This is a genomic window from Dietzia sp. PP-33 (assembly GCF_033790845.1).
GTDB lineage: Bacteria > Actinomycetota > Actinomycetes > Mycobacteriales > Mycobacteriaceae > Dietzia.
On sequence record NZ_JAMYEI010000001.1, the window covers coordinates 362401 to 384932 of the forward strand.

The window sequence follows — 22532 nt, forward strand, 5'->3', positions numbered from 1 at the left end:
CTCGTGCGTTCAACGCCCTCGACACTGGGGTCGAGAAGCCGTTCGGCCCTAGTTGGGACCTCGTCCATTCTGCCCTATCGTCACCGCCGCCACACCGCAGCCCGTGGGTTGAGTACCGGGCGGATCGGACAGACGACGACGGCGGTACCCGGGGGCCGGGTACCGCCGTCGTCGAGGTGCCCGCCTGAGCGGGCAGCGCGGGCTGATCAGGCCTGGCCGACCTCGAAACGCAGGAACGAGGTCACCGTGGCACCGGCCTCGGTGAGCAGCGCGCCGACGGTCTTCTTGCTGTCGGTGACGGACGGCTGGTCCAGCAGGACGACGTCCTTGTAGAAGCCGTTCAGGCGACCGTCGACGATCTTCTGGAGGGCCTGCTCGGGCTTGCCCTCCTCGCGGGCGGTCGCCTCGGCGATCTCGCGCTCCTTGGCCACCACGTCGGCGGGGACCTCGTCGCGGCTGACGTACTGCGCCTTGAGCGCGGCGATCTGCATGGCGGCCGCGCGCGCGGCGGTCTCGGCGGCCTCGCCCTCACCCTCGTAGGCCACCATCACGCCGACCGCGGGGGGCAGGTCGGAGGAGCGCTTGTGCAGGTAGACGGCAACCGGGCCGTCGAGCTTGCCCACGCGGCGCAGGACCAGCTTCTCGCCCGACTTGGCGGAGAACGAGACCACGGAGTCGGCGACGGTCGAGCCGTCGAGCTCGGCGGAGTTGAGAGCGTCGAGGTCGGAGATGCGCTTCTCGGCGGCCACGGCGACGATCTTGTCGGCCAGGGCGATGAACTCGGCGCTCTTGGCGACGAAGTCGGTCTCGGAGTTGAGCTCGATCATCACGCCGTCCTTGACGGTGACCAGACCCTCGGCGGTGGTGCGCTCGGCACGCTTGCCCACGTCCTTGGCGCCCTTGATGCGCAGGACCTCGACGGCCTTGTCGAAGTCGCCGTCGGTCTCTTCGAGAGCCTTCTTGCAGTCCATCATCCCGGAGCCGGTGAGCTCACGCAGACGCTTGACGTCGGCAGCGGTGTAGTTCGCCATGGTGGGGCGACCCTCCTTGTTGGGGTTCGTGATGTGTCGGAAGTTGTTGACGTCGGCCAGCGGGCGCGGTCGGCTCCACCCTAGACGCCTCGGCGGCCGGGGACTGACGGCCCGTCATCGCCGACACGTCGGGCCCGGCCCCCGGTAGATCCCCCGCTGGGGATCGTGGGCGGCCGGGCCCGACGGTGCTCGAGCTGGTGCGGGCGATCAGGCCTCGGTGGCCTCGGCCGCGGGGGCCTCCGTGGCAGTGGCCTCGGTCGCGGGGGCCTCCGTGGCAGTGGCCTCGGTCGCGGGGGCCTCGGTCGCCGGGGCCTCGGTGGCGGCGGTCTCGGCGGCGGGGGCGTCGGCCACGGGCGAGTCGGTGCCCGTGACGTCCGCGGCAGGCGCCTCGGCTGCCTTCTCGACCTCGGGCACGGCGGTCTCGCCGGTCACCTGGTCGAGCTGCTCGGCCTCCCACTCGGCGAGGGGCTCGGTCTCCTCGCCGGTGGCCTTGCCGGCCTGCGAGCGAGCCTTGAGTCCCTCGGCGACGGCGGAGGCGATGACCCTGGTCAGCACGCTGACCGAGCGGATCGCGTCATCGTTGGCCGGGATCGGGTAGTCGACCAGGTCCGGGTCACAGTTCGTGTCCAGCAGCGCGACCACCGGGATGTTGAGCTTGCGCGCCTCGCCGACGGCGATGTGCTCCTTGTTGGTGTCGACGATCCACACCACGGAGGGGACCTTCGTCATGTCCCGCATGCCGCCGAGCGTGCGCGCCAGCTTGGTCATCTCACGCGTGAGCATGAGAATCTCCTTCTTGGTGCGTCCCTCGAACCCGCCGGACTGCTCCATCGCCTCGAGCTCCTTGAGGCGGATGAGGCGCTGGTGCACGGTCTGGAAGTTGGTGAGCATGCCGCCCAGCCACCGCTGGTTGACGTAGGGCATACCGACCTTGGCAGCCTCTTCGGCGATGGCCTCCTGGGCCTGCTTCTTGGTGCCGACGAACAGGACCGTGCCCCCGTGGGCGACGGTCTCCTTGACGAACTCGTACGCCTGATCGATGTACGTGAGCGTCTGCTGGAGGTCGATGATGTAGATGCCGTTGCGGTCGGTGAAGATGAACCGCCGCATCTTCGGGTTCCAGCGACGGGTCTGGTGACCGAAATGAGCGCCTGCGTCGAGCAGCTGCTTCATGGAGATGACTGCCATGGAGATGTTGAGGGGCTCGTCCGGCTTGAAAGCAGCCGGACCGCGAGGCCCTCGTCCTCGCTTTCTGGTGTGTATCGGGTTACGCCCGTCAGACCGGTTGGTCCCGGGCCCTGGTGTCCGCGCCGGACCGAACCCCCGCTGAGCTGGGGCACCTACAGGTCCGGTGTCCGGTGAGGCCGGGGCTCGTTCGCCCCGGGTCCGGATGCGACCCCCGTGGGAGTCGCAGGACACGCGAAGTCAATCGACATCAGTCGACCGCGTCGGCAATCATAACCCCGCTCCCACTCATCGGCCAACACGTGGCCGGCGCCGGGATCGGGCTGTGGATCGTCGTCGACCCCGTCCACAGGGGCCTCCGCGGGCGTGGGCACCGGGCACGCCGCCGGTTCTACTGGAGTCATGCGGGCACCGACCAGACCGACCGCGGCGACGCGTCACCGTGTGACAGCGGCGGCGGTGGCCACCGCGATCCTCGTCGTCGCCCCGGCCCCGGCGCGCCCCGAACCCCCGCGACGGGACCTGCTGGGCCCGCTCACCGTACCGGTGACCGTGGTGACCCCGTTCGACCCTCCCGCCGAGCGGTGGCTGACCGGTCACCGGGGCGTGGACCTGGCGGCGACGCCGTTGACCACGATCAACGCGCCCGCCGACGGCACCGTGGTGTTCGCCGGCGCGGTGGGGGGTCGGCCCGTGCTCTCGATCGACCACGGCGCGGGTCTGCGCACCACCTATGAACCGGTTCGCGCGACAGTCGCCGTGGGCGACCAGGTCGCCCGGGGGGACGCGGTGGGGCATCTACTCGCCGGCCACGCGGGGTGTCCCGTGGTGGCGTGTCTGCACTGGGGCGCGCGGATGGCCTCGGGAGGACCCTCGGGTGACGACGACGACTACCTGGATCCGCTCAGCCTGGTGGCGGACCGCGACAGACCGATCCGGCTCAAACCCACCCTTCCCGGCGACGGTCGGCGTTGATCCCTGCGCAGTCCTACGCCGTCAGGCCCTGGGATGAGCGCCCCGGTAAGCGGCACGGAGGCGTTCCGCAGAGACGTGCGTGTAGATCTGGGTGGTCGCCGGTGTCGAGTGTCCCAGGAGTTCCTGGACGTGGCGCAGATCCGCGCCCCCCTCCAGTAGATGTGTGGCGGAGCTGTGACGCAGGGCGTGCGGCGAGACCCGCGGCGAGCCGGGTGTGGCGGCCGTGACCTCGTTGACGATCCGCCGGGCGGCGCGCGGGTCGAGCCGGCCCCCCCGTGCGCCGAGGAGCAGGGCCGGGCCTGACGTCGCGGACGCCAGCGCGGGGCGGCCGCCGTCCAGCCAGGCTCGCAGGGCCCGCTCGGCGGGCGGGCCGTACGGCACCGCCCGTTCCCGGTCCCCCTTCCCGACGACCCGGAGGAGGCGGCGTCCCGTGTCGATGTCGTCGACGTCCAGTCCGCAGAGCTCGGCCACGCGGATTCCGCAGGAGTAGAGCAACTCCACGACCAGACGGTCGCGCAGCGCGATCGGGTCTCCCTCGGCCGCCCCGAGCTCGGTGGTCCGGATCGTCTCGGCGGCCTGCGTCCGATCGAGGATCTGTGGGAGGTGACGCTGCGCCCGGGGCGCCTCCAGCCGGGCCGCCACATCCGTGGGGAGCACACCTCGACGGCAGGCCCACGTACTGAACGACCGGGCGGCGGCCACCCGACGGGCGATGGTCGAGCGGGCCGCACCCGATCCGACCTGGGTTGCCAGCCAGCCACGGAGCGCCGGTAGCGTCAGAGCGCCGGTGAGGTCGGCCACTGTCGCGGGTCCGTCTCCCCCGACGGCCAGATGGGCCAGTAGCGCGCGGACGTCGGAGCGGTACGAGCGCGCGGTGGCCTCCGAACGCGACTGGCCGACCCTGAGATCCAGCACGAAGTCGTCGACGAGGTCCTCGAGTGGGCCCGGGATCCCCCGGCCCTGCTCGACCGAGGCCCGATCTCGTCCCATGAGAACCAATTGTCACTCGTGTCCCCCGCAGACGCAAGGGGGCTTCTGCGGGGCGGCCGCGATGCAGCCGATGGGCAAAGTGCTGGTAATGGCGGGGCGCGTATACGACGGAATTGACGATTCTCGCGCGACACGGGCGTCCGGCAAGATGATGCGTCATAGGAGTCACGAGTTGTGACAGCAGATGCGGGATGGTGGCTGGGAAGAGCTTCGCGCCAACTACGGGAGCACTAATGCGGCGACGGAGTTCCCGAAGCGTCGCCAGGCGGCGTTGGGGCGTCCCCGCCCTCAGACGCCTCGTCGTTGGCCGACCGGGTCATGTTCCACAGTGGCACGACCACCAACCTCATGCACAGCCACCAGACATAGACTGACGATGCGCTCCACGCTTGACTGTCGTCGAGGAGACCGTGGGCGGTGTTGTGCCGCAGGTTGGGCCCATTCTGCTCGATCAGCGTTGCCTGGAGCTCGAACTGAAGGGACTCGCCCAAAATCTGAGCCGTCTCCGACATTGCGAGAAGGGAAGACAGGCTCTTCTCAGACTCCACGCCATAGGAGTCAACAAACAGCGTGTGCACGCCATGGCGTTTAAGGACGCCGCGGACTAGTTGTTCAATCTGAGGTATCAGAATAGCTGCGGCGGAAGCGAAGTCGCGGTTCAAGCCGTGGCGGAGACCGCGGGCCCAAAGGTCCTCGTGTCCTGACGGCGCAAGGGGGGACTCGACGCAGACGCGCCGTAGGAAACCCAGGTCGTACCGATGCTCGAAAGTCACAACCTCATGTGCAGGGATGATGAAGCCAGTGGCCACAATTCCGGTGGTCAATTGATGGCCCCGGATCATGTCCGACCGGATGGCAGCCTCTGCGTGGTCGACGGCACCTTCGGAAGAGGCGACCTTCCGTCCGTCGGAGTTGTAGGTGACGTTGCCGAGTAGGTGCCGAAGCGAGCCCTCAGCAAGTTCTTCTGCATGCGCCCGTACACTGGCGATGTCCGCGAGCGGATAGACAGTCGCCATGGCCACCAGCGCCTTAAACTTGGCGAGACCGGACACTCGGCGCCGGGTTTCGGCGACCGCCTCAGTGAGGTCGATTGGGTCGGTCGTGATCCGCATCATCGATTCCAGTGTCTGTTCGCGGCAGTCGTCCATACGCCGTCGCAGTTCCTCAAGGCGTTGGTCGTGCCCGTGTTGGATCCGGTAGCTGCGGGGAAGCGCTCGCAGGGTCGCTATCGCTTTTTCTAGAAAGTGGTCGGCACCGAGCGCTGCCCCACTGCCCGCAGCCAAGCGTTCTTCGGCCTCCGCGACGTAAAGCTCAGCTACACGTTCTGCGGACGCGTATTGGCCCTCTTGGTCGCCCACAGACGCTAGCCATTGCTGGGCCGTACGCTCCATGTGCCGTGACAGGCGGCCCTTGCCCTCAGCGGCAAGTTCGACGAACTTCGTGGCCAACGCGGTTCGCTCAGGTGCTTCCAAGCTGGCGCACTTCTTCAGCATGTCGGACATGTCACACAGCACAAACCCATCGCTCCGGTCGCCGATCAGCACACGAGCGTGGAGGGTGTCGGTCATTGCCTGGAGCCTCGCCAGTTCCGCTCGGCCGCGTCGGCGCGTGAGGTCGATGGCGCGTTGCCACTCGGTGTGTCCGGTCTTGTGCCAGTTGTCCGGCTCTAAGCCAGCGGCGCGGTAAGAGTCAATCGCCAACCCGAGCGTGGCGTGATCTGAGCGATCGGCCATCCATAGGACATCTGCGAGCCTCGCGCGCAGGGGCCGCTCTTCGACAAACGGGAGGACACGGCGCAGCAGCTCGAGCTGCCTCCCGTCGAGATCGTCAGGTAGCGCCGAGCGTTGGCCGTCCCACACAACCATCGGCTTGAACGGCTCGTCCCAGTTTTCGGGGCGCAGCATCGCCGACGTCGCCAAGTGCAAGGCGGTCAGGACTTCGCTCTGGAGGCTACCGGCAGGGGCGGCCACTGCAAGGTCTGCGATTCGCATGCTGGCGAGCTCAATAACGCGTCGAGGTCCATCATCATCGGCATCGACAAACGCTTCCGCCCACCAGGACGGGTCGATGTGGGAATCCTCCGAACTCATACACAGACCTTTGCAAAAAGTGGGGGCCATCACAGGCTATCAATACCAGCGTCGAATCCGCCGTTGATAAACGGTGGTGGGCGGCCATTCAGATGCTTCCCTCTCGCCCCATCCACCAAAATAGTGCCGAGAGCGACAAGCTGCAGCAAGTATCAGAGACAGCGCCGGCTCTGTTGTACCGCTCACGAGAGGCCGCACGTTCTGCACATCCCACGGCTCGAACTCGCCCCGGGGAACCGGCGACACATCGGCCTCGCCTCAAACCTATCGGGCCTTTTCTCGTCGGCGCTCGTGGCATCCGGGACGATACCGACCGCGTGGAGATTGTCGCGAACGGCCTCGTACAAGACTGTCACTCCGAGATGAAGACGTTCGGCGCTCCAAGGTCGTGCTCGCGCGAGCGAGTCACCGAGCAAACGGGCCGCTGTCGTCTCCTCGTCTTCGGCCAGCACGGCAAGACCTAGGCCAGCCAACTCCTCGTCATACCGATCAAGCACCCATTTTGCCACTTAACCCAGATACGACTTGGCCGCCTCGGGGTCGAAGGTGCCAACCATAACGGTGACGGCGACTATCGAAGGCGCAAAGAAGTCGCCCGGAAGCCAGGCCGCACCGGGTTGGTCAGCAAATCGACTCAGCCCCACTTGAAAGCGAGAGGCGTCATCTCGGGGGTGTCGACGCGTCTCTACTCCGGAGACCCACACCCCAGTTCCAGCTGATAAGGGAACCCCCAATGCAAGCCGAAAAGGGATGGCGCGGTTGACCGGGCTGACCGCCAGGTCACGTGGCCGGGATCGTCAACTGCAGACCTCCGTCACCTGACCTGCGCCACCCCTCCGGACCACGCACGACCGCCCCCGTGGAGAGCAGGCGTCCGAGGACCGCCCTCGTGGTGGTCGGGGCCGTCCCCGCGGAGGCGGCGATCTCCGCCGGAGCGGCCCCGCCCGTGATCGGCAGCGCCTCCAGGATCCGGCGGGTCACGTCGTCCAGTCCGTCCCAGGGCCGTGCGTCCCCGGTCGGCGGGGCGGTCGTCTCGCCCATGTCGCCGGCCAGTTCGATCACGTCGGCCGTCCGGCCCACCAGGACGGCTCCCCGGTCACGCACGAGCAGATGACACCCCACCGACGCGACGGAGGTGACGGGCCCGGGGACCGCGCCCACCGGACGATCGAGCGCCGCGGCCCACGCCGCTGTACTCAGTGCGCCGCTTCGTGCCGCGGCCTCGACCACGACCGTCGCGCGGGACAGCGCCGCGATCAACCGGTTCCGGTCGAGGAAGCGGTACCGCGTGACCCCGGTACCCGGGGCCTGCGCCGAGATCACCGCCCCGGACTCCGCCACCGCCCGCAACATCCCGTCGTTCCCGCGCGGATAGAGCCGGTCCACCCCGCCTGCGAGCACAGCGATCGTGCACCCTCCCGCCCCCAGGGCCGCCCGGTGCGCGGCCGCGTCGATCCCGAACGCCCCGCCGGAGACCACCGCGAACCCCTCCGCGCAGACACCTGCCGCGAGGTCCGCGGTGACCGCACGACCGTAAGGCGTGGGCGCGCGGGTGCCCACCACCGCGACTGACCTCCCGAGCGACAAGGCGGGATCGGCGGTTCCTCGCCACCACAGGCCCAGCGGGCGCAGCGCGGTGGCGACACCGCCCCGGCCGCCCCGCCGCCACCTCGGTCTGTCCAAGGGTTCAAGGGCGTGCGCCGGCCACCCCGGGTCCCCGGGCACCAGTAGGTGGGCTCCGACCTCACCGGCGGCAGCCATGAGTGCCGCGCCGTCCACGCGGTCCCGGCGGGACGCCGACTGCTCCGCGAGCGCCTCCGGCACGCGCGCCGCCCTGATGCGGTCGCAGGCCTCGATCGGTCCGACCTCGTCCACCAGATCCCACAGTTGCGCCGTCGGGCGTTCCGTCACCGCCCCCAGGTACGCGTACGCCCGCCGGACCTCCTGTGCCACCACCATGTCGTCACGGTCGTCCATCATTCCTCCCCCCTCAACACGAGTGCCTCGGACACGTGCGCCTCCCCAGGGACACCGGCGCCCTCGAGATCAGCGACCGTCCACGCCAGCCGTAGGCACCGGTCCACCCCCCGAGGTGACAGCACCCCGAGCGCCAAGGACCGGTTGAGCGGCCGCAGCGCGCGCGGGTCCAGTCCACGCACGGTGCGCAGCACTCTCCCGGGCACGTCAGCGTTGGTGCGGGCGCCCGCGGTGCCGGGGCACGCCGCCCACCTCTCGGCGGCCGCCGCCCTGGCGGTCGCCACTCTGGCGCGGACCGCGGCGGTGTCCTCCTCCTCGCCGACCGCGAACAGCCCTGACCCCAACGGCAGAGTCCGGGACAGGATGTCCAGCCGGTCGCGCAACGGGCCGGTCAACGACCTCCCGTATCGGCGTCGCGCGTCGGGGGTGCAGGAGCACTCGGAGGGTCGCGGTGAGCCACACGGGCAGTCGTTCGCCGCCATCACCAGCTGGAATCGGGCGGGGAACACCGAGACGCCGTCCCGGCGTGCGATCCGGACCTCCCCGTCCTCGAGCGGAGTCCGCAGGCTGTCCAGGACCCTTCCCGAGAACTCCGCACACTCGTCCAGGAAGAGCACACCCCGATGCGCGAGGGTCGCGGCACCCGGCTTGGCGATGTTGTTCCCACCGCCGACGAGCGCCGCCGCCGACGCGGTGTGATGCGGGGCGACGAACGGCGGGCGCCGAAGCAGCGGGTCGTGGTCCGACAGCCGGCCCATGACCGAGTGGATCGCTGTGGCCTCGAGCGCCTCTCGCTCCCCCAGATCAGGCAGCAGACCGGGCAGACGCCGGGCCAACATCGTCTTGCCCGTCCCGGGCGCACCCTGGAGGAGCATCGCGTGTCCCCCGGCCGCCGCGACCTCGATTGCGCGGCGGCAGTCGTCCTGACCGTGGACCTCGGCCAGGTCCATACCGTCGTCCGTACAGGCGGCCGCCGGGTCCGGAGCTTCGGCGATGAGGTCACCGCTGCCTCGGCTCCATGCCGCCAGCATCGCCAGGGACTCCACCCCCGCCGTGTCGATGTCCCCTACCAGCCTGGCCTCAGCCAGGTTCTCGGCCGGCACGATCGCACGCCGGAGGCCCGCGTCTCGCGCCGCGAGCACCGCCGGTAGCACCCCACGCACCGAACGGACGCGGCCGTCGAGCGCCAGCTCACCGACCAGCAGAGTCCCCTCGAACCCTCCGGCTGGCAGCTCGTTCGACGCGGTGAGCGCTCCGATCGCGAGCGCCACGTCGAACCCCGATCCGCGCTTCGGCAGCGCTGCGGGTGACAGCGAGAGGACCACCTTCCCTTTTGGCCAGGACAGGCCCGAATTGCCCACCGCCGCCCGCATCCGCTCCCTGGACTGCATGACCGCGCCGTCACCCATCCCCACGATGCTCACCCCGGGAAGTCCCCGCCCGACATCGGCCTCGACCTCGACGAGCTGGCCACCAATCCCCGAGAGCGTCACCGCCCACGTCCGCCCGAGAGCCATCTCAGAACACGTCCTCGAAGAGTTCCAGTCTCGGACGAGAGGAGTCCGCGAGGTCCACTCCGATCACGTCAAAGCAGACCTGACGCCAGGGACCCGGGTTCGCCGCCAGCCACTCCCTTGCCAGCGTGCGCAGACGGCGCTGCTTGACCGCGGTCACCGATTCGGCCGGCGTTCCGAACCCGCTCCCGGTCCGCGTGCGGACCTCGACGAACCGCAGCCGTCCCCCTGCGTCCAGGGCGACCAGGTCGAGTTCCCCCGTGCGGCTTCGCCAGTTCCGACTGATCACGACGCCACCACGCGCCTCGATCAGACCGGCCGCGTGCGCCTCCCCGGTCGCCCCCGTCCGCCGACGCGGATCTCCCCCGTCCTCGCCGGCGTCCGATCCCGCCCTGTCCCCCGCCATCGCGAGCCCCTCCCCGGCGACCCGGTCCGTCCGGGCCACCGCGGCTCACCATGCCCGACGACGCCGGCCCGATCCGCTGGTCACGGATCGGGCCGGGGGCACCCTGTGGAGGCGCGGGGGGCTGTGGAACACCAGCCGGGGAGTTCTACTCCGGGAGGCGGAGTTCGGGCTTGTCCAGCTCCTCGATGTTGACGTCCTTGAAGGTCAGGACGCGCACGTACTTCACGAAACGCGCAGGCCGGTACATGTCCCATACCCAGGCGTCCGACATGCGGACGTCGAAGTAGACCTCGCCGTCCGCCGACCTCGGGATCAGCTCGACCGCGTTGGCGAGATAGAAGCGCCGCTCCGTCTCGACGACGTAGGTGAACTGGCCGACGATGTCGCGGTACTCGCGGTACAGCGAGAGCTCCATCTCGGTCTCGTAGTTCTCCAGATCCTCGGCGCTCATCTACTGCTGCTCCTCGAATGCGCCTGCGCGGCGCGACGGACGTTGGCGTACGACATCCGGTGGATGTCGCTGGGACCGAGCTGTTCGATCGCCCTGGCGTGACCCGGGGTGCTGTACCCCTTGTGTGCTGCGAATCCGTAGCCCGGGTACCTCGGGTCGAGGTCCACCATAATCCGATCGCGCGTGACCTTTGCGAGGACACTCGCTGCGGCGATGGATGCGACCACCGCATCACCCCCGATCACCGCGGTGGACTGGCAACCGAGTCCGTCGACGGCGAACCCGTCGGTGAGGACGAAGCCCGGCGGAGGGTCCAGCGCGGCCACCGCTCGCCGCATACCCTCGAGGTTGCAGCGGTGGACGCCACGTTCGTCGATCCGGTCGGGCTCGATGACCACCACCGACACCGCGGCCGCACGACGAAGCACCGCGTCGTGGAGTCGTTCCCTGGTGGGCGGCGACAGCTTCTTGGAGTCGTCGAGGTCCGCGAGTTCGGTGTGGAGTCGGTCCCCCAGCACGCACGCCGCCACGACGAGAGGGCCCGCGCAGGAGCCGCGACCGGCCTCGTCCACCCCGGCCACCGGGCCCAGACCGCGGCGCCCCAGTGCCGCCTCCAGCGCCAGTCGACCGTCGCGCCGCGTCACCCGGACCCGGCCCGGTCGGACCCGGGTCACCCCGCCTGGATATCCGGCGACGGCACGGAACCGATGCGGTCGAACGGGAGGATGACGGCCTGCACCTTGCCGATGACGTTCTCGTCCGGGACCGATCCCTGGAACTCGTCACCCATGTGGAAGCGGGAGTCGGCAGAATTGCCCCGGTTGTCACCCATCACCCAGTAGTTGCCCTCCGGGACGGTGACCGGACCGAAGGCACAGTTCAGAGGATTGCGGTCGACGGAGGGGTCCTCGTTGAGATACGGCTCCTCCAGCGGCTGTCCGTCCACCAGCAACCCGCCCTCCGGCGAGCAGCCGCCAACGGTCTGCCCACCCACCGCTATCACCCTCTTGACCATGTCGTTCTGGTCCGGGGGGACGATGCCGATGACTCCGCCGATGTTCTGCAACGTCCGGATCACCGGGTTGTCCGAACGGATGGACTGATAGCCCTGGTTCCAGGAGTCGGGCCCCTCGAACACGATGACGTCACCGGGTTCCGGATCGCCGAACCGATACGAGATCTTGTCCACGAAGATGCGGTCGCCCGTACATCCGGCGCACCCGTGCAGAGTCGGTTCCATCGATTCCGACGGGATCTGGTAGACGCGCCCGACGAAGGTCTGGAAAACGAACACCAGCACCAGCGCGATCACGACCAACATCGGAATCTCGATGTACCAGGGCTGGCCCTTCTTCTCGGGGGTGCGCTTGTCGCGATGCCCCCTACGCACACCTCGAGCCGGGTCCCCGTCTTCTCGGGGACCCGGCTCGGAGGGGTTCTGTCCAGGTGTTCCGGTGCTGCTCACCCGGACGAGCGTAGTCGATCCCCCACCGCCCACGGCGGCGGGATCCGACCCGCCCTATGCGCTCAGCGCTTCTCCTTGATCTTCGCGGCCTTGCCACGGAGATTGCGGAGGTAGTACAGCTTGGCGCGACGGACGTCACCGCGGGTGAGGACGTCGATGTGGTCGATGGTGGGCGAGTGGACCGGGAAGGTGCGCTCGACGCCGACGCCGAAGGAGACCTTGCGGACGGTGAAGGTCTCGCGGACTCCGCCGCCCTGGCGACGGATCACGACGCCCTTGAAGACCTGGATGCGCTCCTTGGAGCCCTCGATGACCTTGACGTGCACGTCGAGCGTGTCACCGGGCCGGAACGCGGGGATGTCGTCCCGCAGTGACTTGTTGTCGATGAAGTCGAGAGTGTTCATTGTGTTCCTCGGATGTCAGGAATTGAGGACAGAGGACCCTGGCGCCCGCCGTCAGGCGGGTCGACCGGTTCGTGCCCCGGATAGGCGCGACCGTCCGCAGGGCGCACGGATGCGCCCGAATGGTCAACCTCGCTAGTGTGCCATCCCCGGCGTGCCGGACCCAAATCACTCGTCTCGCGGCGTCCACCCGACGGCATCGAGTGTCTCGAGGTCTCCCGGAGCCAGTTCCACACCATCGAGCAGTTCGGGTCGGCGCCGCGCGGTGCGGCGCAGCGACTCGTCTCGCCTCCACCGGGCGATCCTCGCGTGATCGCCGCTCTTGAGGACCTCCGGCACCGGCCGGTCTCGCCACACCTCCGGCCGTGTGTAGCTGGGTCCCTCCAACAGTCCGTCCGAGAAGGAGTCCTCCTGATGGCTGCGCTGGTTGCCCAGCACACCCGGCAGGAGTCTGACCACGGCCTCCGCCATCACCAGGACGGCCACCTCCCCACCGATGAGCACGTAGTCGCCGATGCTCACCTCCTCCACGTCCATCCGGGTCGAGGCCTCGTCGATCACGCGCTGATCGATGCCCTCGTAGCGACCGCACGCGAAGAGCAGGTGGCGACGTCGCGCGTAGCGATGGGCATCGGCCTGGGTGAAGGTCCGGCCCGCGGGCGTGGGCACGATCAACAGCGGGCGCTCCCCCGACTCCCCCGCGACCTCCGGGGCCAGGTCGTCCAGAGCCTCACCCCAGACCGACGGGCGCATGACCATGCCGGGGCCACCACCGAACGGGGTGTCGTCGACCGACCTGTGGACGTCGTGGGCCCATCCTCTGAGGTCGTGTACACCGACATCCAGGATCCCGCGCTCGATCGCGCGGCCGGGCAACGCCAGTCGGAGCGGGGCGAGATAGTCGGGGAAGACGGTGACCACGTCGAGCCGCATGAGCGGACCCGGGGCGCCGTCATGCGGAGCCGTCACGAGGTCCCCAGGTCCAGGAGCCCTTCCGGCGGGTCGATGACGCACGTACCGGATCCGAGGTCCACCTCGGGGACGATCCCCGTGACGAACGGGACCAGTGCGTCCCCACCGTCCGAGAGCAGCACGGAGAGGAGTTCCCCTCCCGGGGTGTGGACGACCTCCGTGACCACACCGAGCTGCGCGCCCACCGTGTCGAGGACCCGCAACCCCACCAACTGGTGGTCATGGAACTCGTCCGGGTCGTCCGTCTCCGGCAAGGACTCGGAGTCGACCAGCAGCAGCATCCCCCGCAGCGCATCGGCCGAATCGCGGTCCGAGACGCCGGTCAGGCGCACGAGAAGCCGCCCGGAGTGATCCCGGGCGGCTTCTACGATGACCTCACGGTCGGTGGCGTTGTCTCCCCTACCCGTGCGACCCAGCAGGCGCGAGCCCACCGCGAAACGCTCGAGCGGGGAATCGGTTCGCACGTCCACCACGAGTTCACCGCGGACCCCGTGGGACTTGACGACGCGGCCCACGACGAGCTCCATGATGTCCTTCCGGTACGGGTGGGATCCGGGTGGATCTAGCGGTCGGTGTCGACCACGTCGACCCGGACGTCCGGTCCGCCGACGGCGGAGACGATCGTCCGGATCGCAGAGGCGGTGCGACCGCCGCGACCGATGACGCGCCCGAGGTCCTCGGGCGACACGGTCACGCGGATCACGGTGCCGCGCCGACCTCCACTCGACCGGACGGAGACCGCGTCTGGTTCCGACACGATTCCCCGGACGAGATGGTCGACGGCGTCGACGACCATGTCACTCATCCGACTCAGGCCTCGGCGGTCTCAGCGTCGGCCGGGGCGGCCTCGGCCGACTCACCCTCGGCGGACGCGGCGGCAGCCTTCTTGGCCTCGTCGGCCTTCTTGGCCTCGTCCTCGGCCTTCTTCGCCTCGTCGGCCTTCTTGGCCTTCTCGGCCTTGCGCTTGGTGGTGATGGCCTCGGCGGACGGCTCGCCCTGGGCCTCCTCGAGCGCCTTGTTGAACAGGTCGAGCTTGCTGGGCTTGGGCTCGGCGACCTTGAGGGTGCCCTCGGCGCCCTCGATGCCCTTGAACTTCTGCCAGTCGCCGGTCACCTTGAGCAGCTGCTCGACGGCCTCGGTCGGCAGGGCGCCCACGCCGAGCCAGTACTGCGCACGCTCGGAGTCGATCTGGATGAAGCTCGGCTCCTCCTTGGGACGGTAGAGGCCGATCGTCTCGATGGCGCGACCGTCACGACGGGTGCGGGCGTCGGCCACGACGACGCGGTACTGCGGGTTGCGGATCTTGCCGAGGCGGGTGAGCTTGATCTTGACGGCCATGTGGCGTCTCGCTTTCTGTTGCGGGTCACGTGGCGATTCAGCGACTCCCGCACCTGTTGCGGGGCCCGGTTTCGCCTTCCGGGTGACCGCCGTTCGGCGCGGGCCCCCGTCCGCGACCAGCGCGGCGGGACCCACCGGTGACGGCGTCCAGCGCACCAGTCTAAACGCCCCGCCGCCCCCGGTACCAATCGGCGTGTCTCGAACCCGTCCGGTCAGCGTTTGGGGAACTTCAGGTCGTTCAGATCGAGTCCCTCGAGTCCCGGCGGCAACTGGTCGAGCCCGGGTGGCATCTGCGACAGATCCGGCATCCCACCAGCGGGCATCCCCGGGGGCATCCCCGGCATGCCGCCGGGCATCATTCCCCTGTTCTTGGGCTGCGTGGGTCCCCGCCCCTTGCCCTTGCCCTTCTTCCCCTTGCGCTGGTTCTTGCGGCCGGCGCCCGGCATGCCCATCTGGCCCGCCATGCGGCTCATCATCTTGCGGGCCTCGAAGAACCTGTCCACCAACTGGTTGACGTCTGTGACGGTGACCCCGGAGCCCTTGGCGATCCGCTGGCGTCGGGATCCGTTGATGATCTTCGGATCCGCCCGCTCCTCCGGCGTCATTCCCCGGATGATCGCCTGGATACGGTCCAGGTACTTCTCGTCGATGTCACCGACGGCGGCCTTCATATCCTTGCCGCCGGGCAGCATCCCCAGGAGGTTCCCGATGGGGCCCATCTTGCGGATCATCAGCATCTGGTCGAGGAAGTCCTCGAGGGTGAGCTCCCCCGAACCGATCTTGGCGGCGGTCTTCTCGGCGTCCTTGGCGTCGAACACCGTCTCGGCCTGCTCGATCAGCGAGAGCACGTCCCCCATGCCCAGGATCCGGCTGGCCATGCGATCGGGGTGGAAGACGTCGAAGTCCTCGAGCTTCTCACCATCCGAGGCGAACATGATCGGCGTGCCGGTGAGCTCGCGGACGCTCAGCGCCGCACCACCGCGGGCATCACCGTCGAGCTTGGTCAGAACGACGCCGGTGAACCCGACCCCCTCCCGGAAGGCTTCCGCGGTCATCACGGCGTCCTGGCCGATCATCGCGTCGAGGACGAAGAAGGTCTCGTCCGGCTGGACGGCGTCACGGATCCCCCTGGCCTGGGCCATGAGCTCCTCGTCGATACCCAGCCGGCCCGCGGTGTCGACTATCACGACGTCATGCATCTTGGCCCGGGCATGGGCGAGGCCCCGCTGGGCCACGGTCACCGGCTCCTGTACACCGACGACCTCGCCGTCACCCCCCACGGACGTGCCGGGGTGGGGTGCGAAAACCTGGACCCCGGCGCGCTCACCGACGATCCGGAGCTGGTCGACGGCGCCCGGCCGCTGGAGGTCGCACGCGACCAGGAGCGGGGTGTGCCCCTGCCCCTTGAGCCAGTGCGCGAGCTTGCCCGCCAGCGTGGTCTTACCCGCGCCCTGCAGGCCCGCGAGCATGATCACCGTCGGGGGTTGCTTGGCGAACTCGATGCGTCGCGCCTCGCCGCCCAGGATGGCCGTGAGCTCGGCGTCGACGATCTTGACGACCTGTTGCGCCGGGTTGAGGGCCTCGGAGACCTCCGACCCCTTGGCCCGCTCCTTGACCCGGGAGATGAAGGTTCGTACGACGGGCAGCGCGACGTCCGCCTCGAGCAGGGCCAGACGGATCTCGCGCGCCGTCGCGTCTATGTCGGCGTCACTGAGCCGACCCTTCCCGCGCAGGTCCTTGAGCGCACCTGCCAGGCGATCGGACAAGGAATCGAACACGGTTACAGCTCCCTGGGTCGCGGGCCGGGGGTGTGGGGGTCCCGGCGTCGTCGACGACGACTGCTCACAGGGTATCGGCACGCCCGGCGCCGGGCGTCGCGGGATCGCGTCGGGGCAGCAACGACTCCACCGCCGTGGCCGTGCTGAGCACGGCTCCGGGGCCGGAGAGCGCGAACACGTCCTCGACCGCGGCGCCCCGGGTCCGCACCACCACCCAGTCGATCCTCGCCCCCTTGGCCAGTATCGATGCGATGACCTTGGCGAACAGTCCCGGGCGGTCCTCCGCCCGCACCTCGAGCAGGATGCCGTCCGCGTCCGTCCGCCGGTTGACCAGGACGGAGGACCTGGCCTGCGGGGGGCCGACCAGGCGGGAGGCGTTGCGCTCCGCGGCCGCCCGCAGGGACGCCGGAACACCGGAGTCGACCGCGCGGCGCAGGTCCTGTCGGAGGACCCGCGGGTCGACGGGGTCGCCGAACCGTGTGGAGACCGTCATGCGAGCACGCACGCCGCCCGGCGGGCGCAGGTCGATCTCCCCGTCGACGATCTCCAACCGGTGCGCGGCGAGGATCTCCGCGGTCACCGCGAGTGACTTCCCGGCGCCGGGGACCACGAGGGTCACCTCGTGGTTCGTCCCGGTCGCCGAAGGGCGGAGGTCGACCACCACATCGGGCGGACCGTGCGGTCGCGAGGCGTCGACGGTCGGCGCCTCCACCGCGCCGGGTTGCGAACCCACCCGATCACGACAGACGTCGACCAGCGTCGCGTGCGCCCTGGCCCGCCCCTGCGTCCAGACGGTCGGCCCGGTGGCCAACGAGTCCGCCTCGGTGAGCGTCGCGAGGACGTCGAACGCCGTCGCGTCCCCCTCGAGAGTGGTCAGGACCCCGTCGGCCGTCTCCGGGTCCGACGGATCCCGTCTGGACGCGGTCGCGGCGAGCAGCAGGTGGTGCCGGACGATCCGGACGAGGGTGTCGACGTCGGAGGGCCCGAGTCCCATCCGCCGGGCGATCGGTTCGACCATCTCGGCACCGGTCTCGCTGTGGTCGCCCTCGCGGCTCTTGCCCAGGTCGTGCAGCAGTGCGGCCAGCAGGAGCAGGTCCGCCCGCGCGACGGAGGTGGTGAGCCGGGATGCCTCGACCGCCGTCTGCACCAGGTGGCGGTCGACCGTGTAGATGTGCGACCGGTCCCTGGCCGGCAGGTCCCTCACCTCGGACCACTCGGGCAGGAGCCGCTCCCACAACCCACTGCGGTCGAACGCCTCGAGAACCGGTACCTGCGCCTCTCCCGTCCCCAGCAGGACGAGCAGGTCCGAGAGCGCCTCGGCGGGCCACCGTCCCTCCGGGGCCGGCGAACGCTCCACCAGAACCCCGAGTGTCGAGCTCGCGACCGGCAACCCGAAGCGGGCCGCCGCCGCCGCCACCCGTAGCGGCAGCCACGGGTCCTCGGTGACCCGTGCACTCCGGGCGAGCGCCACCTCTCCCGCGTGTTCCACCACGCCGTCGTCGAGAGGTCGGCGCACCGGGGATCTGCGCAGCAACCCGGTCAGGCCCCGGGAGGACAGCGCCGCGACCGACCCGCGGATGGCCTGGTCGGCGGTGAACGCGATGGTCCGCGAGGCGTCGCTGAGCGCACGGGCCAGATCGAAGCGGTCACCCAACCCGAGGGCGCGGCCGACGTCGTCGCCGAACTCCGCGTGCAGGACCTCGCGGCCCCGGCCGCTCACCCTGTGGAGCTCCGTCCGCGCGTCGAGCACGAGCCGGTGGGCGGACGACAGGCCGCCCGGGACGACGGGGCGTCCGTCGCTGAGGTGAGCGACCGCGAGCGCTGTGACGAGCTGCGAGTCCCGGAGGCCGCCCACGCCGTTCTTGAGATCGGGCTCGCTCCTGTGGGCGATCACCCCGGACCGGTGGCGCCGCGCCACCGCGGCCGCCACGAGGTCGTCGAACCGGGAGGCGATCTGGTCCCGCCACTGGCGCCGAGCGCCGTCGACGACGAGTGCGCCCAGGTCCGCGTCCCCGGCGATCACCCGGGCGTCCAGCAGGCTCAGCCCCACGGAGACGTCCGCGGCCGCCACGGCGAGGCACTGGTCCACGGTCCGCACGCTGTGGTCCAGGCCCACCCCCGAGTCCCACAGCGGATACCACAGAGCGTCCGCGAGTTCACCGACGTCCCTGCCGGGTCGCCTCTCGTGCACCAGCACCAGGTCGAGGTCCGAGTACGGGAGCACCTCACGTCGGCCGAGTCCGCCGAAGGCCACCAGGGCGAACCCGGACCCCGGGACGATCCCCGCATCCTCCGCGAGCCGTCCGAGCTCCATCTCGTACAGCTCGCACAGCGCGTCCCGCAGTGCCGCGGCGGGGAGTTCCTCCAGAGTGGCGGCGAGGATCCGCTCGCGTCCGCCCCGCAACGCCATGGCGCGCTCGCCGTCCGCCGTCACGCTCACGTCGTCCCTCTTTTCCCGTCATCCGTCGGTGTCCAGACTGTCGGCCCCATGTCACCTCGAGGCGGCGCCGGTGTTTCGCTTGTGTGAACGAGCTCGCACGCCCGGCCCCACACGCAGAGATGCGCGGTCCCCCCGGTTCCGGGGGCGACCGCGCATCGTGGTGGCGTCGATCAGATCGCGGCCTCGCCGGCCTCGCCCGTGCGGACCCGGACGATGTTCTCGACGGGTGTCACCCACACCTTGCCGTCGCCGATCTTCCCGGTCCGCGCGGCATCCACGACGAGCTGGACCACGGTGTCGACGGACTCGTCGTCGACGACCACCTCCACGCGGATCTTGGGTACGAAGTCGACCGCGTACTCCGCGCCGCGATAGACCTCGGTGTGGCCCTTCTGGCGGCCGTAGCCCTGGACCTCACTGATGGTCAGGCCGTGGATCCCCGCCTGTTCGAGTGCTGCCTTGACGTCGTCGAGCGTGAACGGCTTGACGATCGCGGTGACGAGCTTCATGTCAGGATTTCCTTTCGCTGATGTCGGCTCAACGGATGAGCGCGTTGGTGGAGGCCTCGTACGCGGTCTCCGCGTGCTCGGCGCCGTCGATGCCGGACTGCTCGTCCGTCTCGCTGATGCGCCACCCGAGCGGGCGGCAGATCACGTAGGCGATCGCGGTCATGATGGCGGTGAACACCAGCGCCACCAGGGCGATGACGATCTGGACGACGAGGAGCTTCCAGCCGTCCGCCGAGTAGAACACGCCCGCGGCGGTGTCGAAGGTGCCGGTGGCCAGGAGGCCGATCGCGATGGTGCCCCAGAGTCCGGCGACGAGGTGGACGCCCACGACGTCCAGCGAGTCGTCGTAGCCGAAGCGGTGCTTGAGTCCGACGGCGAGGGCGCACAGCGCACCGGACACGGCACCGAGGGCGATCGCACCGAGGGGGTGGACCGACCCGGCGGCCGGGGTGATGGCGACCAGGCCGGCGACGACGCCCGAGGCGGCACCGAGGCTGGTCGGGTGCCCGTCCCGGATCCGCTCGGTGAGGAGCCAGCCGAGCATCGCGGCGGCCGTGGCGACAGTGGTGTTGATCCAGGCCAGACCAGCCGACCCGTTGGCGCCGAATGCCGAACCGGCGTTGAAACCGAACCAGCCGAACCACAGGAGGCCGGCGCCGAGCATGACGAGCGGGAGGCTGTGGGGGCGGAACGCGGTGCGACCGAAGTCGTAGCGCTTGCCGATGAGCAGCACGAGAACGAGGGCCGCCATACCGGCGTTGATGTGGACCACGGTGCCACCGGCGAAGTCGATCGGCCCGACCGCGGCGGTGAGGCCACCCTCGCCGTCGTCGACCGTGCCGAAGATCATCGCGGCGAGACCGTTCTCGGAGTGCGAGAGCAGCCCACCGCCCCACACCATGTGGGCGAGCGGGAAGTAGGCCAGCGTGACCCACACGCCCACGAACATCAGCCAGGTGCCGAACTTCACGCGCTCGGCGATCGCGCCCGAGATGAGGGCGACGGTGATGATCGCGAACGTCACCTGGAAGCCGACGTCGACGACCTGCGGATACGCGCCCGATGCGGAGGCCGCCCAGTTCTCGGCGTCACCGATCACCCCGGAGAGACCGAACATCTCGAAGGGATTGGCGAACAGCCCGAGGATGTCCTGCGAGCCGTAGGACATCGACCAGCCCCACAGCACGTAGACGACGCCGACGACGCCCATCGCGCTGAAGGACATCATCATCATGTTGAGCACTGACCTCTGGCGTGTCATGCCGCCGTAGAACAACGCCAGTGCGGGCGTCATGAGCAGGACCAGGGATGCCGCCATCAGCATCCAGGCCGTGTCTCCCGCATCGAACTCCGTCGTCGCCTCCTGGGCGAGCAACCAGACACTGTCACCTCTCACGGTGATGTCCTCCTCGTCTCCATGGTGAGCGTTTCTCACTCACTCTCGGTTGAGAAGAATTCCTTTCCGCTGTTTCGGTGGATGCGCGGCAGTGTTTCCGATCTGTAACGCGGCCCGCCCTGTGGTTCCGATCGTGTGTCCTAGGTGCCGAGCAACGCGTCGACGAAGGCCTCCGGGGTGAACGGCGCCAGGTCGTCGGCCCCCTCTCCCAGCCCGACGAGCTTGACCGGCACACCGAGTTCGTGTTGGACCTGGAAGACGATCCCGCCCTTGGCGGTGCCGTCGAGTTTGGTGAGCACCACCCCGGTGATGTCCACGACGTCCTTGAACACCCGGGCCTGCATGAGCCCGTTCTGCCCGGTGGTCGCGTCGATCACCAGCAGGACCTCGTCGACGGGGGTCTTCTTCTCCACGACCCGCTTGACCTTCCCGAGCTCGTCCATCAGCCCGGCCTTGGTGTGCAGGCGACCGGCGGTGTCCACGAGGACGGCGTCGACCCCCGTCTCCACCCCCCGGGCGACGGCGTCGAACGCCACCGACGCGGGATCCGCGCCCTCCTTGCCCCGCACGACCTCTGCGCCCACGCGCTCGGCCCAGGTCTGGAGCTGGTCCGCCGCGGCGGCGCGGAAGGTGTCCGCCGCGCCCAGGAGGACGGCGCGGCCATCGGCCACCAGGACCCGGGCCAGTTTGCCGGTGGTGGTGGTCTTACCGGTCCCGTTGACCCCGACGACGAGGAGGACGGCCGGCGTGCCGTCGTTCGGGAGCGCGCGCAGCGAACGGTCGTACTCCGGGTGGAGGTTGTCCACGAGTACCTGCCGGAGCAGGTCCCGCACCTCGGCCTCGGTACGGATCTGCCGGGTGGCGATGTCCTCGCGCAGACGGTCGACGACGCGCTGGGTGACGGTCGACCCGAGGTCCGCCATGATCAGCGTGTCCTCGATCTCCTCCCACGCGTCCTCATCGAGGTCCCCTGCGCCCAGCAGGCCCAGCAGACCCTGCCCGACCGTGCCCTGCGACCGCGCCAGCCTGCCGCGGAGTCGATCGAGCCGACCTGCTGACGGGTCGATCCGCTCGACGGGGGCCACCTGGTCGGGAGCGCCGGTGATGAGTTCCGTCGAGGGAGCCGGAGCCTCCTCGTCCGGGACCTCCGGCGGGATGACGACCGGGTCGACGGGGGCGGGCTCCACGACCACCGTGTCCTCGCTCGGACCGGGTTCGGTGTCGGGTTCGGGCACGATCGACGGCGGGGCCGGAGCCGGGGCCGGGGACACGGACTCCGGCGCCGGTGTCTGAGGAGTCGACGGGTGGGCCTCCGGCGCGTGGGGAGCCGGCGCGTCGGGGCCCCGCGGGGCCTCGCGCGGCAGGGGCTCCCTCGGGGGTGCCGCGGTGGCGCTGCCGCCCGCCTCGGTGAAGGAGAAGCCCGTCCCCGCCTGATAGTTGCCCGAACGTTCCTCACGGGTGAGCTCCCTGCGCTCCTCCGGCTTGCTCAGGGAGATCTGTCGTTTCCTGCGCAGTTGCAGCCCCACGACCAGCGCGAGGAGGGCGAGCAGCAGTACGACGACGACGGCCACGATGATCCAGGTGGTGTTCACGGTGCCCAGTATGGACGACGGC

The 22532-nt window shown here is 69.6% G+C and carries 21 protein-coding genes; 1 reads left to right on the forward strand and 20 read right to left on the reverse strand.

What is annotated here, in order from left to right; all coding sequences use genetic code 11:
• Positions 1-206: 206 nt before the first annotated feature.
• Together tsf and rpsB are read right to left on the reverse strand one after the other, a co-directional pair.
• On the reverse strand, positions 207-1031 hold the full coding sequence (gene tsf / locus NJE57_RS01780) for a translation elongation factor Ts (RefSeq protein ID WP_319026646.1): 825 nt from the start codon (positions 1029-1031) through the stop codon (positions 207-209).
• A 207-nt stretch (positions 1032-1238) separates the two neighbouring features.
• On the reverse strand, positions 1239-2219 hold the full coding sequence (gene rpsB, locus NJE57_RS01785) for a 30S ribosomal protein S2 (RefSeq protein WP_319026647.1): 981 nt from the start codon (positions 2217-2219) through the stop codon (positions 1239-1241).
• A gap of 399 nt (positions 2220-2618) precedes the next feature.
• Here rpsB and NJE57_RS01790 point away from each other — a divergent pair, with 399 nt between their 5' ends.
• Positions 2619-3191: a M23 family metallopeptidase gene (locus NJE57_RS01790; protein ID WP_319026648.1), complete on the forward strand. Its 573-nt coding sequence runs from the start codon at positions 2619-2621 to the stop codon at positions 3189-3191.
• Positions 3192-3212: 21 nt separating this feature from the next.
• Here NJE57_RS01790 and NJE57_RS01795 read toward each other — a convergent pair whose 3' ends face one another.
• From NJE57_RS01795 to ftsY, 18 genes are all read right to left on the reverse strand, one after another.
• The gene (locus NJE57_RS01795; protein WP_319026649.1) at positions 3213-4181 is read right to left on the reverse strand and encodes a tyrosine recombinase XerC; all 969 of its coding nucleotides are present in this window, start codon (positions 4179-4181) and stop codon (positions 3213-3215) included.
• Positions 4182-4411: 230 nt separating this feature from the next.
• Positions 4412-6271, reverse strand: a complete 1860-nt coding sequence (locus NJE57_RS01800; protein WP_319026650.1) for a DUF4209 domain-containing protein — start codon at positions 6269-6271, stop codon at positions 4412-4414.
• A 780-nt stretch (positions 6272-7051) separates the two neighbouring features.
• Entirely contained in the window at positions 7052-8251 is a 1200-nt protein-coding gene (gene dprA / locus NJE57_RS01805) for a DNA-processing protein DprA (RefSeq protein WP_319026651.1), read from the reverse strand.
• Positions 8248-9765 (reverse strand): YifB family Mg chelatase-like AAA ATPase, encoded by a 1518-nt coding sequence (locus NJE57_RS01810; protein ID WP_319026652.1) that lies wholly within the window; start codon positions 9763-9765, stop codon positions 8248-8250. The genes dprA and NJE57_RS01810 overlap by 4 nt, the downstream gene beginning before the upstream one ends.
• Position 9766: 1 nt before the next feature.
• Entirely contained in the window at positions 9767-10168 is a 402-nt protein-coding gene (locus NJE57_RS01815) for a YraN family protein (RefSeq protein WP_319027064.1), read from the reverse strand.
• A gap of 145 nt (positions 10169-10313) precedes the next feature.
• A complete protein-coding gene (locus NJE57_RS01820) occupies positions 10314-10619 on the reverse strand; it encodes a DUF2469 domain-containing protein (protein WP_007632861.1) in 306 nt (101 codons plus the stop codon).
• Positions 10616-11293 carry a ribonuclease HII gene (locus tag NJE57_RS01825; RefSeq protein ID WP_319026653.1) on the reverse strand — a complete coding sequence of 226 codons (678 nt, stop codon included), beginning with the start codon at positions 11291-11293 and terminating at the stop codon, positions 10616-10618. The genes NJE57_RS01820 and NJE57_RS01825 overlap by 4 nt, the downstream gene beginning before the upstream one ends.
• Entirely contained in the window at positions 11290-12084 is a 795-nt protein-coding gene (gene lepB, locus NJE57_RS01830) for a signal peptidase I (protein WP_413464337.1), read from the reverse strand. Before lepB ends, NJE57_RS01825 begins: the two co-directional genes overlap by 4 nt.
• Positions 12085-12146: 62 nt before the next feature.
• On the reverse strand, positions 12147-12488 hold the full coding sequence (gene rplS, locus NJE57_RS01835) for a 50S ribosomal protein L19 (RefSeq protein WP_319026654.1): 342 nt from the start codon (positions 12486-12488) through the stop codon (positions 12147-12149).
• A 165-nt stretch (positions 12489-12653) separates the two neighbouring features.
• A complete protein-coding gene (trmD, locus tag NJE57_RS01840; RefSeq protein WP_319027067.1) occupies positions 12654-13418 on the reverse strand; it encodes a tRNA (guanosine(37)-N1)-methyltransferase TrmD in 765 nt (254 codons plus the stop codon).
• A 32-nt stretch (positions 13419-13450) separates the two neighbouring features.
• Entirely contained in the window at positions 13451-13984 is a 534-nt protein-coding gene (gene rimM / locus NJE57_RS01845; protein ID WP_319026655.1) for a ribosome maturation factor RimM, read from the reverse strand.
• 35 nt (positions 13985-14019) lie between these two features.
• Positions 14020-14262 (reverse strand): RNA-binding protein, encoded by a 243-nt coding sequence (locus NJE57_RS01850; RefSeq protein WP_319026656.1) that lies wholly within the window; start codon positions 14260-14262, stop codon positions 14020-14022.
• Positions 14263-14267: 5 nt separating this feature from the next.
• Positions 14268-14795 carry a 30S ribosomal protein S16 gene (gene rpsP, locus NJE57_RS01855; RefSeq protein WP_319026657.1) on the reverse strand — a complete coding sequence of 176 codons (528 nt, stop codon included), beginning with the start codon at positions 14793-14795 and terminating at the stop codon, positions 14268-14270.
• Positions 14796-15007: 212 nt separating this feature from the next.
• Positions 15008-16573 (reverse strand): signal recognition particle protein, encoded by a 1566-nt coding sequence (gene ffh, locus NJE57_RS01860; RefSeq protein ID WP_319026658.1) that lies wholly within the window; start codon positions 16571-16573, stop codon positions 15008-15010.
• 64 nt (positions 16574-16637) lie between these two features.
• The gene (locus NJE57_RS01865) at positions 16638-19013 is read right to left on the reverse strand and encodes a [protein-PII] uridylyltransferase (protein ID WP_319026659.1); all 2376 of its coding nucleotides are present in this window, start codon (positions 19011-19013) and stop codon (positions 16638-16640) included.
• Positions 19014-19183: 170 nt separating this feature from the next.
• A complete protein-coding gene (locus NJE57_RS01870; RefSeq protein ID WP_319026660.1) occupies positions 19184-19522 on the reverse strand; it encodes a P-II family nitrogen regulator in 339 nt (112 codons plus the stop codon).
• A gap of 28 nt (positions 19523-19550) precedes the next feature.
• The gene (locus NJE57_RS01875; protein ID WP_319027068.1) at positions 19551-20846 is read right to left on the reverse strand and encodes an ammonium transporter; all 1296 of its coding nucleotides are present in this window, start codon (positions 20844-20846) and stop codon (positions 19551-19553) included.
• A 212-nt stretch (positions 20847-21058) separates the two neighbouring features.
• On the reverse strand, positions 21059-22510 hold the full coding sequence (ftsY, locus tag NJE57_RS01880; protein ID WP_319026661.1) for a signal recognition particle-docking protein FtsY: 1452 nt from the start codon (positions 22508-22510) through the stop codon (positions 21059-21061).
• Positions 22511-22532: the final 22 nt, after the last annotated feature.

Bases quoted from the DNA above. Each gene is read 5' to 3' on its own strand.
- tsf (WP_319026646.1), bottom strand. From the start codon at position 1,031: ATGGCGAACTACACCGCTGCCGACGTCAAGCGTCTGCGTGAGCTCACC.
- rpsB (WP_319026647.1), bottom strand. From the start codon at position 2,219: ATGGCAGTCATCTCCATGAAGCAGCTGCTCGACGCAGGCGCTCATTTC.
- NJE57_RS01790 (WP_319026648.1), top strand. From the start codon at position 2,619: ATGCGGGCACCGACCAGACCGACCGCGGCGACGCGTCACCGTGTGACA.
- NJE57_RS01795 (WP_319026649.1), bottom strand. From the start codon at position 4,181: ATGGGACGAGATCGGGCCTCGGTCGAGCAGGGCCGGGGGATCCCGGGC.
- NJE57_RS01800 (WP_319026650.1), bottom strand. From the start codon at position 6,271: ATGAGTTCGGAGGATTCCCACATCGACCCGTCCTGGTGGGCGGAAGCG.
- dprA (WP_319026651.1), bottom strand. From the start codon at position 8,251: ATGATGGACGACCGTGACGACATGGTGGTGGCACAGGAGGTCCGGCGG.
- NJE57_RS01810 (WP_319026652.1), bottom strand. From the start codon at position 9,765: ATGGCTCTCGGGCGGACGTGGGCGGTGACGCTCTCGGGGATTGGTGGC.
- NJE57_RS01815 (WP_319027064.1), bottom strand. From the start codon at position 10,168: ATGGCGGGGGACAGGGCGGGATCGGACGCCGGCGAGGACGGGGGAGAT.
- NJE57_RS01820 (WP_007632861.1), bottom strand. From the start codon at position 10,619: ATGAGCGCCGAGGATCTGGAGAACTACGAGACCGAGATGGAGCTCTCG.
- rplS (WP_319026654.1), bottom strand. From the start codon at position 12,488: ATGAACACTCTCGACTTCATCGACAACAAGTCACTGCGGGACGACATC.
- trmD (WP_319027067.1), bottom strand. From the start codon at position 13,418: ATGCGGCTCGACGTGGTCACCGTCTTCCCCGACTATCTCGCCCCGCTC.
- rimM (WP_319026655.1), bottom strand. From the start codon at position 13,984: ATGGAGCTCGTCGTGGGCCGCGTCGTCAAGTCCCACGGGGTCCGCGGT.
- NJE57_RS01850 (WP_319026656.1), bottom strand. From the start codon at position 14,262: ATGAGTGACATGGTCGTCGACGCCGTCGACCATCTCGTCCGGGGAATC.
- rpsP (WP_319026657.1), bottom strand. From the start codon at position 14,795: ATGGCCGTCAAGATCAAGCTCACCCGCCTCGGCAAGATCCGCAACCCG.
- NJE57_RS01870 (WP_319026660.1), bottom strand. From the start codon at position 19,522: ATGAAGCTCGTCACCGCGATCGTCAAGCCGTTCACGCTCGACGACGTC.
- NJE57_RS01875 (WP_319027068.1), bottom strand. From the start codon at position 20,846: ATGCTGATGGCGGCATCCCTGGTCCTGCTCATGACGCCCGCACTGGCG.